This is a genomic window from Paenibacillus sp. FSL R7-0216 (assembly GCF_037969915.1).
Taxonomy (GTDB): Bacteria; Bacillota; Bacilli; order Paenibacillales; family Paenibacillaceae; genus Fontibacillus; species Fontibacillus rhizolycopersici.
Map to the genome: position 1 here is coordinate 490,936 of NZ_CP150222.1, position 18,186 is coordinate 509,121.

Consider the following 18,186-nt stretch of genomic DNA (forward strand, 5'->3'; position numbering starts at 1 on the left):
AACCGCCATTGATATAGCTCGAAGGTCAAAGAAAGGGGCCAAGCCTTACCTGACGATCAAAGCCGTTCGCGACGAAGATCACAATATCGAGGACACGAAACAGCAAATCGTCCGGAAGGAACATCGCTGAGGGCGTCGGCCTTCGCCGAATGGACTAGGGCGGGGGCGGCCTCCTCAGTCCTAGCCCGTTCCGCTCGGACGGCGCAGATTTTGAATTCAGGCATTCGGCTGACGGGGTGGAGGGCATCGTTCGTCAGCCGGTTGATCGCTTGGTCGCCGCCCCAGTGGAACGGAACAAAAATCGTGCGCGGATGAATGTCCGGCGTCACCTTGGCGGCGAAATCCAGCGACCCGCGCCGCGTGGTCAAGCGGATGCGGTCGCCTTCGCGCAGGCGAAGCTGCTCGGCCAGAGCCGGGTGGAGCTCCGCCACCGGCTCCGGCGCCTTCTTCGCCAGGGCGTCCGTGCGGCGGGTCTGGGCGCCGCTCAGGTAGTGCCCGCCCAGCCGGCCGGTCGTCAGCAGATACGGGTACTCCGTATCTGCCGTTTCCGCCGGCGGCTGCGGCGTGATTGCGTGCAGGCGGGCCCGGCCGCCCGCACGGGGGAAGACGCCGCCCACGAACAGGCGCGGCGTCCCGGGGTGCGCCTGGCCGGGCCCGGGGCACGGCCAGAACAGCCCTTGCGCTTCCTGCAGGCGCGAGTAGCTTAAGCCGCTGTAATCGGCTTTGCCCCCGGCGGAAGCGCGGCATAACTCGTCGAACACTTCGCTCATCGACGAGTAGGAGAAATAGCGCCCTCGGCCCAGCCGTTCGGCGAGGGCGCACAGCAGCCAGGCGTCCGGCATGGACGCGCCGGTCGGCTCAAACACCCGGGGCCGATAGAACACCCGGCCTTCAAGGTTCGTCATCGTCCCTTCCACTTCGAGGAAGGACGTGCCGGGCAGCAGCCAATCCGCGTAGGCGGCCGTCTCCGTCTCGAACAAGTCGACGACGACGAGCAGGTCCAGCTTCGCCAGCGCCTCGGCGACCCGGGCGTTATTCGGGCTGGACACGACCGGATTGGAGCCGAGAACGATCATCGCTTTGATGTCGCCGTCCAATACCTTCCCGAACAGCTCATACGCGGAGACCCCTTTGCCGGGCAGTTCGCCGGGATCAAGTCCCCAGACGCCGGCGACATGCGCCCGGGCGTCCGGGTCCTCGATCGACCGGTAGCCCGGCAGTTGGTCGGCCTTGAGTCCATGCTCGCGGCCGCCCTGCCCATTGGCCTGCCCGGTGACGGAGCCGAAGCCGCTGCCCGGTTTACCGATGTGCCCGCACAGCAGGCACAGGTTGATGTACTGCAGCGTATGCTCCACGCCGTTCACCTGCTGCTCCAAACCCCGCGCGGTCAGGATGATCCCGCGCTTCGCCCCGGCGAATCCCCGGGCCACCTGCCGGATCGTTTCCTCAGGGATCCCGGTGAGGACGGACACTCGGTCGGGCGAGAACGGCCGCACAGCTTCCTGCACCGCTTCAATCCCTTCCGTATGTTCGGCCACGAATTCCGCATCGTACAGCCGCTCTTCCAGGATCACATGCAGCAGCCCGCTAATTAGCAGCGAATCCTGTCCGGGTTCGATCGTCAGTTGGTGGTTTGCAATCTTGGACGTCATCGTCCGCCGAGGATCGATGGTGACGATGACGGCTCCTTGTTTTTTGGCAGCCAAAAGGTAAGGCATCAAGGTCGGTTGGCATTCGGCGATATTGGTGCCGGCAAGGATGAGGTAGTCCGCTTGGGGAATATCCTCGAGCGGAAAGGAGAGACCGCGGTCGATCCCAAACGCCAACTGCTGGGCCGCCGCTGCGGAAGACATGCAGTATCTTCCATTGTAGTCCACGTAGCGGGAGCGCAAAGCGACCCGGGTAAATTTGCCGAGCAGATAACACACTTCATTCGTCAGCGAACCGCCGCCAAACACGGCTACGCTGTCAGGACCGTACTGTTCCTGGAGCTGCCGAATGCGCTCGGCGATGCCGTCCAGCGCTTCGGGCCAAGCTGCGGGAGACCAAGCCGACGAGGTTCCTTCGGAGGACCGAGACCCCGCCTCCCCTTTGCCCCATCCCTGTTCTGAAAGCCTGCGTAGCGGCTGCATCACCCGTTCTGGATGAACCGTATGGTCCAAGGCGTGGAAGCCCTTTTGACATAATCGACCCGTGGCTACGGGGAAGTCTGGACTGGGCTTAACTTCATACCCCGCGAAGGAACCGGGGGCTGAGTGCAACCCCAAACTGCATTGCATACTGCAGAAGGGACAGTGGGATCGCATTCGTCCGTCAGGATGGGCGGCTGTAGGGGTAAGCGTCATAAGCAGCCTCCTTCCGCTCCAGAAACGTTCGTTTCCACTCGCCGTGAATCAGGATCACCGTGAGAATGCAAGCCAACGCGATGCCGCTTAGAATGAGGAAACCGGGCGTATAGGAACCGGTCCACTGCTTTAGGAGGCCAAGAATGTTCGGCAAGAAATAACCGCCGAGCCCGCCGGCTGCGCCTACAATGCCTGTGATGACCCCGATTTCCTGTTGGAAGCGTTGGGGGACGAGCTGGAACACGGAGCCGTTGCCCATTCCCAGACACATCATGCCAATGAATAGCAGCAGGGTCACGATCGACAGCGGCGGTAATGACGACACCAACGCCATCATGAGGGCGACCCCCGCGTATAAAGCGAGCAGCATGCGTACTCCGCCGACCTTATCAGCCAGCCAGCCGCCCACAGGGCGGAAGAAACTCCCGGCGATCACGCACAAAGTCGTGAAATCGGCGGCCCTTACCGCGCTAAGCCCATATTCCGTGTTAAAAAATATCGTCAAATAGTTTGACAACCCGACGAAACCGCCAAACGTCACCATATACAACAGGCAGAACAGCCACGTATCCCTTTGGCGGAGCACGGCGGCGTAGTCGCGAAGTTTTTTCGGCTCCGGTTGGTTGGGACTGTCTTTCGCCAGCAGCGTAAAGACGAGGAAGACCAACGCTACCGGGATGAGGGCCAACCCGAACACGACTTCCCAGCCTCCGTAATGCTGGGCGATCCGGTTGGCGAATAAGGTGGAGAAGACGGTGCCGCTATTACCGGCCCCGGCGATTCCCATCGCCAATCCCTGGTATTGCGGCGGGTACCAGCGGCTGGCCAAAGGCAGGGCCGCTGAGAAGGAAGCGCCGGCAACGCCCAGGAGCAAAGCCACCACATACAATTCGCTGAGCGAATCGACGAATTGCCAGCCCCAGACGAGCGGCACCAGGGTGACGGCCATACCGATCTGGCCGGTCCGTTTGGGACCGATCCGGTCGGCCAGCACGCCGAGCACGAGGCGAAGCGCGGAACCGCCGAGGATCGGCAGAGCGACGAGATTGGCCTTTTGCGCCGCATTCATCGGGTAATCCTGCATCATGATGACGGCCAGCGGACCGATCAGAACCCATACCATAAAGCTAACATCGAAGTACAGAAAGGCGCTCAACAACGAGGGCTTATGCCCACTTTTCATAAAACCGGTACGTTCCATCCTTTCATCTCCTCTCCAGGATTCATCCCCTTCAACCGGGACGTTTCTGTTTTCTTTGACATGCCCCAACGAGGGGCGCAAAACAAAAAGGAGCCCCGGGCAATCTAAAGATTGCCCGAATGGCTCCTTTGCCAACCGGCGGCACAGCGTTGTGCGAAACCGGATTATATGCGCCACGACGTTGTGAACGTAGTTAAATTATAGAAGCTGGAAAAAGATCATGTCAATATAAATTACAAAAAACGTTCATAAAGTTGACTAAAATTCATCTCGGCACTAGAAAAAGTGCATTCCTCACTCCAAGAATCACTTTTCAACAGATTTTTTGCATTCATGTGTAAGAATATATGACATGTAATCGCTTAGGCAGGTTGAATTAAATAGCGGTCTTTAAGCCGTATAAAATTGCCCCATCCCCCAGAACGGGCACTAGGATATAAGCGGCCAGCTTCTTATGAACTGCGAGAGGAGGGGGGAGAGGGTTGCTTCTTGTTCATAATCACTTTGCGCAGCAGTTGAACGATTCCCAGGACAATAGGGAGGATCAGTCCGACCATGAGGATATAAGGCGTCCAAGTCTCCGTATCCCAGGTCTGCTTGAAAGGGATGTTCGGATAGATGACGATGGAAGTTGCAACCAGGAGCATCCCTAGCGGAAGCACCAACGGGCGATGATCCTTCAGACCGAAAATCTGGGTCAATGAAAACGTCACGGCGCACATGTAAAGCGTGATGCGAAAATAAAGCGAAATAATCCAAATCACGGCGACAATTACTTCGATCCGCTGCAGAAAGTGGGCGATGTCGATTTTTTTGGCCAGCGAATAGCTCGGGTACAAGCTTCTGGCCGTAATCTCTGGCCCCAGGACGAGGATGGACAAAGCGATGACAATCGCAAGCAGGCAACTGCCGAGCAAGCTTCCGATAAATAAACTTCTGCCGAATTCGGCAGGGCGGTTCGCGGAAGGAGGCAGGAATAGAAGCAGCGCGATATGAGGGAGGAAAGCAACGCTGATGAAGGACAGGGCAGCCGGCCAGAGCGGAGTAAAACCGAATTCCAGCAGGGGGGCTGCATGCCGCGGCTCGATTTGAAACGAGATGAGAAGCACAAGTGATACGTACAGGAGAATGAACCAAGGGAACAGCATTTCCGCGGAACGCGCCAATACTTCAACGCCGAGGCGGATGCCCATGAGCACTACGGCCGCAAACAAAGTAAGGATTGCCTCGATCGGAGTTTCGGGCATCATTTGCGTCGCCATGAAATCACCGACGTCATGCAGTACCGTCGCCGGGCCGGTCAGGAACAAGGTTATTGCCAAGATGCATGCCACGGTCTTCCCGATCCATTTTCCGAGCAGGGTTTCCAAGATGCCGACCAAGGTCATTCCCGGATAGCGGCTTGCCAGTGCGGACATCAGCCAAACGATGGGCAAACCTGTCCCGAGTGCGAGGAGAGCGGCGATCCAGGCATCCTGCTTCGCCGCTGCGGCCATGCCGGAGGGGACGATCAAAATGGCGCTGCCGACCGTAAATAGCGCCGTTAATAACGTCAATTGCCGCAAAGAGATTTTGGTTTGGTTCAACATGGTACAAGCACCTCGAATCAGTTTTTTGGGTTCCTGCTTTCTTTACCTTTTCGTATCAGGTGAACCCCGGACAATAGCAAGGGAAGAAAGACTCCCGCCGTAAGGGCATACGGAATCCAAGTTTTCGTATCCCAAGTTTGATGAAACGAAGCGTTCGGGAAATTGACGATCGACAGGACGACGGCGATTAGCCCGAGCGGCAACACGACAGGCCGGTAATTCTTCAGTCCGAAAAGCTCGCTTGTCGCAGACGAAATTGCGTAAAGGTATAACGTTACCCGGAAATACAGCGTAATCATCCAAAGGACAGCCATAAAGGACTCGATGCGCTGCAGGAAATCGCCGATGTTGATTTTTTTGGCCAGCGCATAACTCGGATACAGGCTCCTGCCCGTGATTTCCGGACCCAGGACGAGGATCGATAAGGCGACGATCACGGCGATGATCGTCCCGCCGATCGCGCTCCCTATGAGTACCGCCTTTCTTCCTTCCCGGGCCTGGTTCATCGAGGGCGGCAGGAACAGAAATAAAGAAAGCTGCGGAAGGAATACCGTACAAACATAGGACAGTGCCGCCGGCCAAATCGGCCGGACTCCCGACTCTAACACCGGAAGGGCGTTATCCGGTTTTAACTGGCTCAGCACGAGCAGGAGGAGGGCGGTGAAGAGCAATATGACCACGGGGAACAACAGTTCCGCAGCGCGCGCGATCACTTCGATGCCCAAGCGGACCCCCATGATGACCACCAGAATAAACAGAATGTTGATCGCCTTGATCGGGGTTTCGGGCATGATTTGGGTCGTCATGAAATTCCCTAGATAATACAGCGTCGCCCCGGGGGTTATCACAAACCAGGTTGCCACGAACAAGATGGCCACCGTTTTGCCCAGCCATTTTCCGAGCAGCTTTTCCATGATTCCGATCAGGGTCAATTGCGGGTACCAGAGCGAAATGGCGTTGTAGAACGCGATCAGCAGGAGACCGCAGACGAGCCCGACGAGGGCGGCAATCCAAGCGTCTTGTCTGGCAGTGGCAGCCATACCGGAGGGGATGATCAAGATGGCGCTGCCCACCGTAAACAACGTTGTCATGATTGTGATTTGCCTGGCGGACATCAGGTATGACTCCTTCATCCGGGTCACCTCGCTTTATGGGATTAAGCCGATCGCGGACAGCAGCTTGCTGAATGGTTTAAATATGATTGTGAAAGCGATCAGCGGACTGGGGAAATGGGACGTTAACGCGGCTGGAATACTAACCCCGACCGCGATTAGGAGCAGAACGGAAAAAGCCCAGAGCTCTCTTATTTGCCTCCGCTTCAAGAGGGGCGGAAGCTCAAGCCACGCGATGGCACCTGCAACCGCCAAAATTCCCACGATCCCTAGCATATCGTCATTTACTCCTTCGTTTGATTTAGGAACGAGTCAGAAATGGTTCCGATCCGGCGAATAACGAAATCCGCGCGAATCGCCACCGGCAAATGGGTGAAGTATTCCTCGTCCCAGTTGTTTTTCATTGCTTTCCAGGCTTTGGGGTCCGCGCGGCGGACGACCTCGCCGAACCCGAAAATATCAACCCTGTACTTCGTCTGGGCTTTGTCGATCGTCTCCTCGACGAAATCGATGATTCTGGCCTCGACTTCTTTCTCTAACTTGGCAATCGTGGCGGTATCGGTGATATCGAGCTTCTTACAGCCAACGGCGCCGATGTTGCCTTCGATTTCGACCTGGATGTCGATCCGGGGCTGTCCTTGGACTACCTTCCCTTTGACGTTCGTCTTGCCACGGATGTATTCGACAGCGACTTTTCCGCCCTCAGGACAGGGAATAAAAACGACAGAGCTTTTAACGCCTTTATGGATTTGGTGGTATCCCCTGCTCTCCTTTTCGTCAAGCCAGCCGATCAGCTTGTCTTTTTTGAACACGGCCAAGCCCGAATACTGCAGTTGTGTGGGGGTATAGATATTGGCGATATTTTTTTTCGTTTGTCCCATCTGCGGATCCCCTGTGATCACCAATCCGGTCAGAACGGGGTGTTTCCCCTGGCTGGTCAAGTTGTCGATCAGCTCGTCGAGCGTAACCGACAAACTGGGTGACCAGTTTTCTTCCGAGGTCTCCAAGGATGAAAACAACTTGTTGGCCGGTACTGGCTCGAGCGGAGTCATGATCTTCAGTGTCCCGAGGGCGGTTGTTCCCTTGGTGACCACGAGGTAAAAGTCGGTGCGGAATTCATGGTCCCGGGACAGCAGATCGAGCATTTGCCCAATGCCCCGCTTTGCCAGCGATTCACCGATCAAGAATAACCGGAGATGGGAAAAGTAGATTTTCCGAGGGCTGATTTGGGTGATTCTTCGCGCCGCTTCGAAAATCGTATCGCCTTCGCTCGTGTACAGCGTGGCCGGGGCCCCTCCGTTGCCCCCCTGTTGCGATGCCACTTGGCCGGGGTCTACAACCTGTACGGTGAGCCGGTAACGGCCGCCTTCCTCCATGTCCACACCGGCGGCGACGGCGATGCCAAGCTCGTTGAGCTCCTTGCGATTCCAGCATCCGGCAAGCAATGAAGCTACGAACAATATCAACATCAGGACAGCCGCTTTTTTAGCCACATTCAAGTCTCCTTCTTTGTCTTGCCGGTCAGATCCGGTTCGGCTTCGCGGGATTTCTTCGGCGGGGTACTGATTCGGCGCCGGGAGTTGTTCTTGCTGATAAGGCGTGCGCGGGTAAGCAGCATCCACTGCGGAAGCCGAATGATCGAATCCTTGTTGTCCGCTAGAATCAGCGGGGCGAATGGGGCCATATAAGGAACGCCGAACGATCGCAGGCTGCACAGGTGTAGTACCATGGCGATGACCCCCACGATGATGCCGAACAAGCCGAAAGAAGCGGCCAGCGCCATATAGGGGAAGCGCAGCAGCCGGAAAGCGATGGACATGTTGTACGCCGGCAGAATGAAACTGGAGATCGCTGTGATCGCCACAACGATGACCATCGCCGCGGAAACGATGCCCGCCTGCACGGCAGCTTGGCCGATGACCAAGGTACCGACGATGGAGATTGCGGCGCCGATGTTTTTGGGCATTCGAATGCTGGCTTCCCGCAATATTTCGAAGGTCAGCTCCATGAGCACCGCTTCGATAAAAGCGGGGAACGGTACTTGCTCGCGTTGTGCCGCCAGGCTGATCAGCAGTTGCGTGGGCAGCATCTCCTGATGAAACGTCGTGATGGCCACATACAGGGACGGACCTAAGAGGGAAATGATTATTCCCAGATAACGAAGCAGACGGATGAAGCTGCTGATGTCGGCGCGCTGGTAATAGTCCTCCGAGGCGTGAAGGAAAGAGACGAATAAGGCCGGTACCACCAGCACGAACGGGGTACCATCCACTAGGATGGCCACTTTGCCCTCCATCAGTTCGGCGGCGATGACATCCGGTCGCTCGGAATTATAGATTGTCGGGAAGGGGCTGAACGTTTCGTCCTGGATCGATTCCTCAATATAGCCGCTCTCCAGAATGCTGCCGACATCGATCCGCGTCAGCCGATCGCGCACTTCCTGGACCACTTCATCGTTGGCGATGCCCTTAATGTACATGATAGCCACGTCGGTTCGCGTAATCCTGCCGATCTGCATCGTTTCCAGCCACAGATGGGGATCTTTGATTTTTCGCCGGATCAACGCCGTATTGGTACGCAACGACTCGACAAAGCTCTCTCGAGGACCGCGAACAACGTTTTCCGAGGCAGGCTCGCTCACCCCGCGGTCCTTCCAGCCCCGGGTACTGCAAACCACGCCTTGATCTTGCCCGTCGACGAGAATCACGGTATCTCCGGACAACAGAGCCTGATACAAAGCGTCGAAATCGGAGACATCCCGAACGTCCCCGATCGTTAAGGCATAGCTTTTCAAGGCTAGCACGACGTCGGAGGGGGGATCGACGGTTCTGTCGGTCTGCCCGAAAATGTTGATGTCCAACATCACCGATTTCATGATGAAGTCAGTGATGACTTTCTGATCGGCCAACCCGTCGGTAAAGAGAAGGGCCATCGACCGATCACCTTTGTGGCCGATCGGCAGACTCCGGATAATAATGTCTGTACTGTTTCCGAGGGTTTCCTGAATTGCGTGCAAGTTAGCTTCCAAATCCGTAAATAGTGGCTGCGGTTCGCCAGGCGCCGAGGTTTGGCTGGCTGTTAACGGGCCGTGGACTAGGGCTTGCGCGGATCTGCACTTTATTCTTCGCCGATGAGGCATCGATGTTCTCCCTCTCGCGGGTGTTTTTTAGCTCCATTATTTCCGAGGACAGTCCCCTCCAAACCAAATCCGGGTTACAATAGGGACAATAGACAAATATCCTGTCAAGAATTCGAGAAAAAGAGGGATCCGCCTTGAGTGAAACCGAGAATCCGACCCAAGCGCCTACCGATGCACAGCCACCCGAGCGATCCGTCGCAGCGGTCGTTCGCGCTCAACAGCAATACGTCCGCAGCGGCGCCACGCGTTCGGTAGAATTCAGGCTGCGCCAACTGGAGCGTTTGAAGACGGCCATTGCCCGTTACGAAACGCGTATTTTGGAGGCGCTGCAGCGGGATCTGCGCAAACCCGAGCTTGAAGGCTACAGCACGGAAGTTGGCTATGCTTACGACAGTATCGGATACGTGATGAAGCGACTAAAGCAGTGGGCCAAACCGGAGCGGGTCCGTACGCCGCTAACCCATATCGGCTCCAGCAGCTATATCTACCGGGAGCCTTACGGCTCGGCGCTGATCATCGGCCCGTTTAACTATCCGTTTTTGCTGGTGATCGATCCGTTAATCGGGGCAATCTCTGCGGGAAATGCCGCGATTGTTAAGCCGTCGGAGTATACGCCGCACGTCTCCGGGGTCCTTGCCGAGATGCTCGGCGAATATTTTGATCCCGAGTACATCCGGGTCATGGAGGGAGGGCAGGAGGTCACATCCGCGCTGATTCATGCCCCGCTCGACTTTATCTTTTTCACCGGAAGCATTCAGGTTGGAAAAATTGTGATGACGGCAGCCGCTGAACATCTGGTGCCGGTCGTGTTGGAGCTTGGCGGGAAAAGCCCTTGTATCGTCGATCGCGAGGCGGATCTGGAGTTAGCCGCTCGGCGGATCGTTTGGGGGAAGTTTCTGAATACGGGTCAGACTTGCGTGGCCCCGGATTATGTGCTCGTTCACGAGTCGGTCAAAGCGGAGTTGATCGCCAGAATGAAGACACAGATCACGGCATTCTACGGGGATGATCCGCAGCAAAGTCCGGATTATGGGCGGATTGTGAACGAGCGGCACTGGAACCGGTTGATGGGGTTGTTGGACTCGTCGAAGGTAGCGGTCGGAGGCACTGGGGAACGTGAGGATTTGTACCTAGCGCCGACGATTATGGAGAACGTAAGCTGGGAAGACCAAGTGATGCAGGAAGAAATCTTTGGGCCGATTTTGCCGGTGCTGGACTATCAGGATCTGGATGCGACGCTTCGGAACATCGGAGAGCGGCCTAAGCCATTGGCATTGTATGTGTTTACGAGCAACTCCGGAACAGAGCGGAAGGTGATGGAGTCGGTTTCGTTTGGCGGCGGGTGCATCAACGACACGGTCATGCATCTGGTCAGCCCGTATCTGCCCTTTGGGGGTGTGGGGTCCTCCGGCATGGGGGCTTATCATGGACGCTACAGCTTCGAAACCTTCTCTCATCGAAAAAGCGTGCTAAAGAAGTCAACGCGGATTAACCTCAGCTTCATTTATCCGCCTTATACCGCCGGTAAATTGAAGTTGATCCGACGCTTTATGAAGTGAATGGGGATCTGAAGGTGTCAAAGTAAATGAATTTTTCATGGGAGGGATTTTCGTGGGAATCAGTCCAAGCCGGAAGTTCGCCTGGACCTGGCGCGTGAAGGAAGACCAGTTGGAGGCTTACGTTGACCTGCATTTGAACCCTTGGCCGGAGGTGCTCGCAGAGCATACCCAAGCGGGCATTCGAAACTATTCGATTTTTCAGCAGGGGAATCAGTTCTTTTATTGCTTCGAATGCGATGATCCGGACGCGGCTTTCAAGTACATCGCGGATAGTGAGGTTTGTCAACGGTGGAACGCGATTACGTCGGGGATGGTCGAGGGTTCGTTTGACTTTAACGAGCCACAGCCGATCGTGCCGATGCGCGAGGTTTTTTACTTGAAATAGAATCAATTCACATCGGGAGGATTGGAAGATGAAATATCGCAAATTAGGCAAAACCGGCCTGAACGTTTCCGTGGTCGGCATCGGTACTTGGCAGTTCGGCGGAGAGTGGGGCTTGAATTATACGCAAGCGGAAGTGGATGCGATTTTGGACCGGGGCCGGGAGCTTGGCATCAACCTGATCGATACGGCGGAGTGCTATGGCGATCATTTGTCCGAATCGTTTATCGGAGATTATCTGAGTCGGCGTAACCGGGAAGATTGGCTGGTTGCCACGAAATACGGGCATCAGTTCCATGAACGGTTCACGCGGACGGATCGGTTTGAGGCTGAGGCGGTACTGCAGCAGCTAGACGCTTCGCTAAAGGCGCTGAAGACCGATTATATTGATTTGTACCAGTTCCATTCCGGGCCGGATGCGGCGTTTGATCATGATGAACTCTGGACGCTGTTGGATAAGCAGAAGCAAGCGGGGAAAATCCTTCATCTAGGCACTTCGATCGGCAGCAACGATAACCTTCATCAGACGGAGGCTTCATCCAAGGTAGGTTCGGAGGCGATCCAGGTGGTTTACAACCGACTGGACCGCGTGCCGGAGAACCGGGTGTTCCCATCCTGCGAGCGCCAGGACTTGGGCGTGCTTGCCCGGGTACCGCTGGCGAGCGGTTACCTCAGTGGCAAATATAAACCGGGTGCAGTGTTCGGCGAGACCGACGTACGCCACCATCATGACCCGGAAAGTACCCGCCGCAAGCTTGAGGAAGTAGAGGAGATCCGTCGGAATGAAGTGCCGGAGGGCGTAGATATGGCCCAGTGGGCTTTGGCCTGGTGCCTAAAGAATCCGATCGTTAGCACGGTGATCCCCGGCTGCAAAAATCCGGCGCAAGTGGAAGCGAATGCGGCTGCGGCGGAGCTAGAAATCTAGGAAACTACAATTAGACCGATAAGCAGACAAAATAGTTGCTTATCGGTCTTTTTTCTTATTGACGACTGTCAAATTTAGGATTATTATGTAAACATAAATTGGAATTTTAGAAGTATATGGTGTTGCTTGATGTCATTGGATGTCGTTTGGTTGCTCTATCAGTCGAGATTATTCGGCTCATAGAAGTAAGCGGAATTGGGGGGCGATAATTTTTTGATATCCACAACCACGATTCGCGCAGAACTGGAAGACTACATCAAGAGCGAAGGGACAACCCTACATCGCTTTTCGGAAACTGCCGGAGTTAATGTCGGAACGTTAAGCGGAATTATTAACGGAAACCGACCTATTGCGATCGGACAGTTGGACCGAATCACAGCGGCAATGGGGCTGTCTGAGGGACACTTCTACGATTTATACGCTGATGAGTGTTTTACTTCAACTGCTCCGCATTGGAGAAGGTTACGACCGTTCCTTCTAAGATGCGCTGAATTGCAGAAGCATGATTGCATTAATCAGGTATTAAGCCGATTACTAGAGGATTTGAAGCAGATTGCGGGGATTTTCGATACGGCGGAACAAATGTTTGTTCAGGGGTTGAAAGAAGCCGCCGTCATTCTGTATGAAGCCGTAATTGAAAGCGAGCGATCCAGTCATTCAGAACGGCTTGCAATGAGTTACTATAGAATCTTTCAAATTTTTCAAAGAGATAGTCTCCGGGGTTTTAAAGCAGCTTTGCAATTTTTACCCTATCGATACCGATTACCTGAAGAACTAGCACTTGACGGATTGTTAATGCTCATTCAGGTTTATGCCTTTCGATTTAATTGGGTGGAAGTTGAAAATTATGCGGATGAACTAAGTAAGTTGGCCTGGGCTTTCTATGAAAGGAAGATTTGGAAGCAGCCAGACTTTAAGCCGTCCCGACCTCTAGTCTTTTATTATGGCAGGGCCTTTTTGTTTAAGTCAGGCAGCTACGAATACCGCGGGATGTATGAAGAATCGAAGAAATGGATTGCTGAATATACGGATTTAAGCTGGTTTGAGGGGCTGGATGACGAGGCAAGGGAAGAAGTAGAACAATTAAAGATGTTCGCTAAAGCCAATTATTTATGTGTAGATGTTAAGGCTGGCAATCATTTGAGGATTCCTGAATATGTCTCTTTTCTTGAGTCTCATCCGGATGAGATTGTCGAAGGCTTAATCACTTTAGCAGAATCCGCCAACAGACACAATTTTTTTATTGATGAGGTATTCAATAAATTTGCCGACGAAATCGAAAAATATAGGAAATTCGGCAGGGATACTTGGCTGGCGAATGGAGCAACGAATATTAATTTTTCTAAGGATCCTCCCTATGTATTCCGTTATTCTTCCTTCTTTCAAAACTACGCGATTTATCATCTTCGAAGAAAATCATATGAAGAAGGATTAAATAACATCTTGGACAGCATGAAAATGTCCCTCCAAGTAAGCGGTAGGGATCTCCTCGTAAATACTGCTATGGCTATTTTTGAGCTTCATCGGCAGTATGCTTCGGAGGAGCAGATTCAAGAATACAATAAATTATGTAGAAGGGTGTGGGAAAATGAAAAACAAAATGTCTTGGGTGGTTTCGGGTATTCTAATGCTTAGTTTCACGGTGGTTAGCAAAGGTTTGATTACTACATTTATGCACGGCTGGAGCTAATAGTTTTAAATAGAGAAATGATTACATAATCTTGGGGTCAGCTTACTGCTGGCCTTTTATATTTCTATTTCAAAAAATGGAATTTTTTTGTTTCTTGCATTAGGTTTCATTATGCAATATTTGGCAACCTCTTCTAATATGTTCCTAGGGTGATAGCTATGAACAATTCTGAAAAAATCAGATTCCGCATTGAAATGGAAAGACAGGAATTAAATCGGTTAGCGCAGAGATATGGCTTGCGGCATGCACGGGTACTCCATCAGTCGGTTGTGCTTGACCGGTTGTTAAATAAATATAGTAAGGTCACGTACTCTGATTACCGAAGAAAAAAGCCCATCGCGTAGATGAGGCTTCTTTATCCTTCGGTCAATTTGTAATTGAATATTTTGTTGACTTCTTTGATCGGGAATGGGGTCGTGTCGGTGGCTTTTCTCCGACTTGTTGGACCGAGGATAATCTCATTGCTATGGACGAACAACACTTCCTTACTAAAACGCAAAAAAAGCACACCACGCACGCCAAGGATTGACGGATGCGCGAGTGTGCTTCGCTTCGCTTATGGATGGGATTCGATGCTGCCTAGCTTATCTGAAATAAGTCACTTTGGAAATACGGTTTCACTCTGTCCCGGACTTATCGGAAGGAGGTGACCAAGCCCTGCAGCAGCGTGCGTACATCGTACTGGTATTGATTGATCGGGGCAATGGGCTTATTTAACCCTAACAGTCCATACACCGCCATACGGGCTGCGCGGACGGAATATTCTTCGGTGAATACGACATCGTCCGGAATTTCGCAGAATTGACTGATCAACGCCAGGTTGGTTGAGCCGTCCGGAATGACCTTTGGCCGATCGTCGATCGCTCTAGGCATGAACTGCGAGGTGATGAACGGCATCATGCATGGAATGCAGTTCGCCGTGGAAATGATCGCCTCCATGTCCTGGTCGAAGTGGAGATGGTGCAGTAGCTCGGTTAGAATTTCCTCGCCGGTGCATTCGGACATTTTCTTAGGCACGTAATCCCCGACGCGATCCGGGAATAAGCCGTATCCCCAGAAGACCTTGACCTGCTCCGGCTGATTGCGGAAATGCGGCTGATGGGCCAGCACGATGGACATCAACCAGCTCGAATCCTTAAAGGTCACGAGCGCGCCGGTTCCCGCCTTGTTGCGGGAGAAGGCCTCCATCCGGTTAAAGAAGCGCGAGTCCTGACAGGTGACCGTAAACGACTCCCATTTTGACCCGTCGATATGATCGTCAAAAGAGGAGGGACGACCAAGCCCCGGTTTCTTTGCGGCCATGCGCTCCCACAGCAGCCAAGAGCTCCCTTTGCCGTTCAGCTTCGGCGCCGAGGTCATTGCGCCTAAGCTGTAGCCCTCCGTCATCGAACCATTGGTCACAATCACCAGATCTCCCTCTGCCAAATCTAGTTCCCCCGGAACCCCCTCCTTCAGATAGTGCATTCGGGTAACGGTGATCCCATCGCCTTCGCGGAAATCCAGATCCGTGACCGTGCATTTCAGCGAAAAGTCCACGCCGTGCTCCTCCAGATATTTTTGCAGCGGCAAAATAATAGAGTCGTACTGGTTATACGGCGTGCGGGTGACTCCCTCCAATGTATGGATTCTTGGGAACTCATGCATGAATCGAAGCATGTACCTTTTGAACTCCACGGCACTGTGCCAAGGTTGGAAGGCGAACGTCGTCGCCCACATGTACCAGAAATTCGTCTCGAAAAAATGTGGCCCAAACCAATCGTTAATCCGCGCTTTGCCCATTTTCTCCTCGGGGGTCATCATCAGCTTGACCATCGCTAGCCGGTCCGCCATATCAAAGCCCATGGAAGTGACGTCCTCCACCTGGCCTTCGCGGTTCACCAATCGGGCGTTGGAATGCGTCGGGTGGGCGTTATCGAAAGCGATGATTTCATCCCGCACCGAAAGCCCCGGATGGTCTATCGAAGGGATGGAACGCAGCAAATCCCAAGTGTTTTCGTAAGTCTCATCATTCAGCATCCGGCCGCCGCGGATCACATAACCTTGCTCACCGATACCGGCGCCGTCGTTGCTGCCGCCCAGCACCTTCATTTCCTCCAATACGTGAATATTTTGGCCGGGAAAATCACAGTCTCGCACCAGGAAAGCGGCTCCCGCCAGCGAAGCGATTCCTCCGCCGACCAAATAAACCTGTCTCGTGTTAAGTTTTGCTGACATTACCTTCGCCTCCAAGGAATGTGATGAATGGAACAATCTCAATGTAATCTCTCTTTGAAGGAAACAAAATCATCAATGGAGCGCGGCTGTATAAAAAAAAGACACTCCTCAGGGAGTGTCTAGGATTCCGACGAAATCGGCCCTATTTCGAGCAAAACCATTAACGTTGATGACTTGAAACTTTGGACGTGCAGGCTTTCTGTTCATATCGCTGCAGCGCTCGTTCGAAATGGCCGTCAGCCAGTTCACCAAGCTTATCGACGATGTTCTCCGGACGTTCCTTCATGCCATCTTGCATCCATCTAACGATCAACCCGACAAACGCCAACGCATAGAAATTTGCCAGAAACCGTTGATCCGCTTCATCCACCTGCATTCCTACGGACACTTCTTCCACGACCTCCATGACCAGATGGTTTGTGACGTTATACAGGTACGAGTCCAGATGGCTTCGTGCCAGGGAATTCAGCGTGTTCAAACAAAATAATCGGTTCTCTTCGATATATTTGAATATTTTCAGAAAGCCGCTGGACCAGGTGTGGTAGCCGTGCTCCCCGGCGATGGCATCCACCGCTTCGGTCTGGTAAATCCAACCCAGGAGCTAGTAAATGTCCCGGAAATGATAATAGAACGTTTGACGGTTTAGGCCGCAATCGTCCACGAGATGCTTAACGGTAATTTTATTGAGGGGGGTATGGTTCATCCTGTTTTTCAGCGCGGCGGCAAGCGCCCTTTTGGTGAGATGGGAACTGGACATGAGAATCACCTGCTTATGGAAAAAATAGGTGCATAATCCTGCCTCCCATTATACTCCGGCATGGGTGCGTATACAAAAAGGGCCCTCGGTTTCCGGAGGGCCCTAGGTTTAATTCGTCTTCGACTTATTATAAATATCAAAGGCGACGGCAAGGAGCAGAACAAGACCTTTGATCCCTTGCTGCCAATCGACCCCGAGACCGATGAGCGACATGCCGTTATTCATGACGCCCATGACCAGACCGCCGATAATGGCACCGATGACGGTGCCAATCCCGCCGGAGGCCGAGGCGCCGCCGATAAAGCAGGCCGCGATCGCGTCGAGCTCAAAGTTCGTCCCGGCTTTCGGCGTCGCCGAATTGAGGCGGGCGGCGAAGATCAGTCCGGATAACGCGGCCAAGGCGCCCATGTTGACGAACACCCAGAACGTCACCTTCTTCGTCTTGACGCCGGAGAGATTGGCGGCCTTCTCATTGCCCCCAAGCGCATAGATATGGCGTCCGGCGATCATTCGGTTCATGACGAACGAGTAAATGACGATCAGGAAGAACAAGATGATCAAGATATTCGGCAGCCCGTTATAAGTGGACAGCACAAAGGTAAACACGTTGATGATGGCAACGAGCAGCACGAGCTTGGTTACGAACATCCAAATCGGCGCTACCTCGAACTGGTATTTGAGCTGGGTCCGGCGCTCCTTCCATTCCTGCCAAATCAGGAGGAGGGAGAGGACCAGGCCAAGGAGAACCGTCAGGGTGTGGAGGCTGCCGCCGCCGAACCAGTCGGGAATAAAGCCGGAACTGATCCGCTGGAACGATTTCGGGAACGGCGCGATCGATTGGCCGCCCAGCACGATCATCGTCAAGCCCCGGAACAGTAGCATCCCGGCTAACGTGACGATAAAGGCCGGTATTTTCACATAAGCAACCCAAAATCCCTGCCAGGCGCCGATCAATCCCCCTATCACCAAAGAGATGATAATGGCTAGGAACGTAGGCAACTGAAGATCGACCATCATGATGGCGGCCAAAGCCCCGATGAAGGCGGCGATGGAGCCGACGGATAAATCGATATGTCCTGTGATGATGACTAATACCATCCCGATGGCTAACACTAGAATGTAGCTGTTTTGCAAAATCAGGTTCGTAATATTAAGTGGCTTCAACAAGATGCCGCCTGTCAAAATTTGAAACAGCACGGTAATGAAGATTAAAGCGATAATCATGCCGTACTGGCGGATGTTTTTTCTGAAAATCTCGCTAACCGCTTGCATC

General features: G+C 53.7%; 14 protein-coding genes. 5 read left to right on the top strand and 9 right to left on the bottom strand.

Annotation, left to right across the window (positions count from 1 at the left end; genetic code table 11):
- Nucleotides 1–56: 56 nt before the first annotated feature.
- The 6 genes from MKZ15_RS02105 to MKZ15_RS02130 form a co-directional block, all read right to left on the bottom strand.
- Complete coding sequence (locus MKZ15_RS02105) at nt 57–2,345, bottom strand: molybdopterin oxidoreductase family protein (protein ID WP_339819467.1); 2,289 nt, start codon at nt 2,343–2,345, stop codon at nt 57–59.
- A complete protein-coding gene (locus MKZ15_RS02110) occupies nt 2,314–3,546 on the bottom strand; it encodes a nitrate/nitrite transporter (protein WP_155606806.1) in 1,233 nt (410 codons plus the stop codon). Before MKZ15_RS02110 ends, MKZ15_RS02105 begins: the two co-directional genes overlap by 32 nt.
- A gap of 452 nt (nt 3,547–3,998) precedes the next feature.
- On the bottom strand, nt 3,999–5,135 hold the full coding sequence (locus MKZ15_RS02115) for an endospore germination permease (protein WP_339819473.1): 1,137 nt from the start codon (nt 5,133–5,135) through the stop codon (nt 3,999–4,001).
- Nucleotides 5,136–5,152: 17 nt separating this feature from the next.
- The gene (locus tag MKZ15_RS02120; protein WP_339819476.1) at nt 5,153–6,250 is read right to left on the bottom strand and encodes an endospore germination permease; all 1,098 of its coding nucleotides are present in this window, start codon (nt 6,248–6,250) and stop codon (nt 5,153–5,155) included.
- 281 nt (nt 6,251–6,531) lie between these two features.
- A complete protein-coding gene (locus MKZ15_RS02125; RefSeq protein WP_339819478.1) occupies nt 6,532–7,740 on the bottom strand; it encodes a Ger(x)C family spore germination protein in 1,209 nt (402 codons plus the stop codon).
- A gap of 2 nt (nt 7,741–7,742) precedes the next feature.
- Nucleotides 7,743–9,275 (bottom strand): spore germination protein, encoded by a 1,533-nt coding sequence (locus tag MKZ15_RS02130; RefSeq protein WP_339822253.1) that lies wholly within the window; start codon nt 9,273–9,275, stop codon nt 7,743–7,745.
- 245 nt (nt 9,276–9,520) lie between these two features.
- Here MKZ15_RS02130 and MKZ15_RS02135 point away from each other — a divergent pair, with 245 nt between their 5' ends.
- The 5 genes from MKZ15_RS02135 (at nt 9,521) to MKZ15_RS02155 (ending at nt 14,286) form a co-directional block, all read left to right on the top strand.
- Nucleotides 9,521–10,945, top strand: coding sequence for an aldehyde dehydrogenase (locus MKZ15_RS02135; RefSeq protein WP_339819480.1), 1,425 nt, complete (start codon nt 9,521–9,523; stop codon nt 10,943–10,945).
- Between the two features lie 52 nt (nt 10,946–10,997).
- Nucleotides 10,998–11,330 carry an L-rhamnose mutarotase gene (locus tag MKZ15_RS02140; protein WP_193416812.1) on the top strand — a complete coding sequence of 111 codons (333 nt, stop codon included), beginning with the start codon at nt 10,998–11,000 and terminating at the stop codon, nt 11,328–11,330.
- Nucleotides 11,331–11,358: 28 nt separating this feature from the next.
- On the top strand, nt 11,359–12,252 hold the full coding sequence (locus tag MKZ15_RS02145) for an aldo/keto reductase (protein WP_339819482.1): 894 nt from the start codon (nt 11,359–11,361) through the stop codon (nt 12,250–12,252).
- A gap of 213 nt (nt 12,253–12,465) precedes the next feature.
- A complete protein-coding gene (locus MKZ15_RS02150; RefSeq protein ID WP_213623169.1) occupies nt 12,466–13,887 on the top strand; it encodes a helix-turn-helix transcriptional regulator in 1,422 nt (473 codons plus the stop codon).
- 249 nt (nt 13,888–14,136) lie between these two features.
- Nucleotides 14,137–14,286 (top strand): aspartyl-phosphate phosphatase Spo0E family protein, encoded by a 150-nt coding sequence (locus tag MKZ15_RS02155; RefSeq protein WP_244868480.1) that lies wholly within the window; start codon nt 14,137–14,139, stop codon nt 14,284–14,286.
- A gap of 289 nt (nt 14,287–14,575) precedes the next feature.
- Here MKZ15_RS02155 and MKZ15_RS02160 read toward each other — a convergent pair whose 3' ends face one another.
- From MKZ15_RS02160 to mmsB, 3 genes are all read right to left on the bottom strand, one after another.
- A complete protein-coding gene (locus tag MKZ15_RS02160; protein WP_339819486.1) occupies nt 14,576–16,156 on the bottom strand; it encodes an oleate hydratase in 1,581 nt (526 codons plus the stop codon).
- Between the two features lie 160 nt (nt 16,157–16,316).
- Nucleotides 16,317–16,727 carry a TetR-like C-terminal domain-containing protein gene (locus tag MKZ15_RS02165; protein ID WP_339819489.1) on the bottom strand — a complete coding sequence of 137 codons (411 nt, stop codon included), beginning with the start codon at nt 16,725–16,727 and terminating at the stop codon, nt 16,317–16,319.
- A gap of 294 nt (nt 16,728–17,021) precedes the next feature.
- Nucleotides 17,022–18,185: a multiple monosaccharide ABC transporter permease gene (gene mmsB, locus MKZ15_RS02170; RefSeq protein ID WP_339819491.1), complete on the bottom strand. Its 1,164-nt coding sequence runs from the start codon at nt 18,183–18,185 to the stop codon at nt 17,022–17,024.
- Nucleotide 18,186 lies beyond the last annotated feature (1 nt).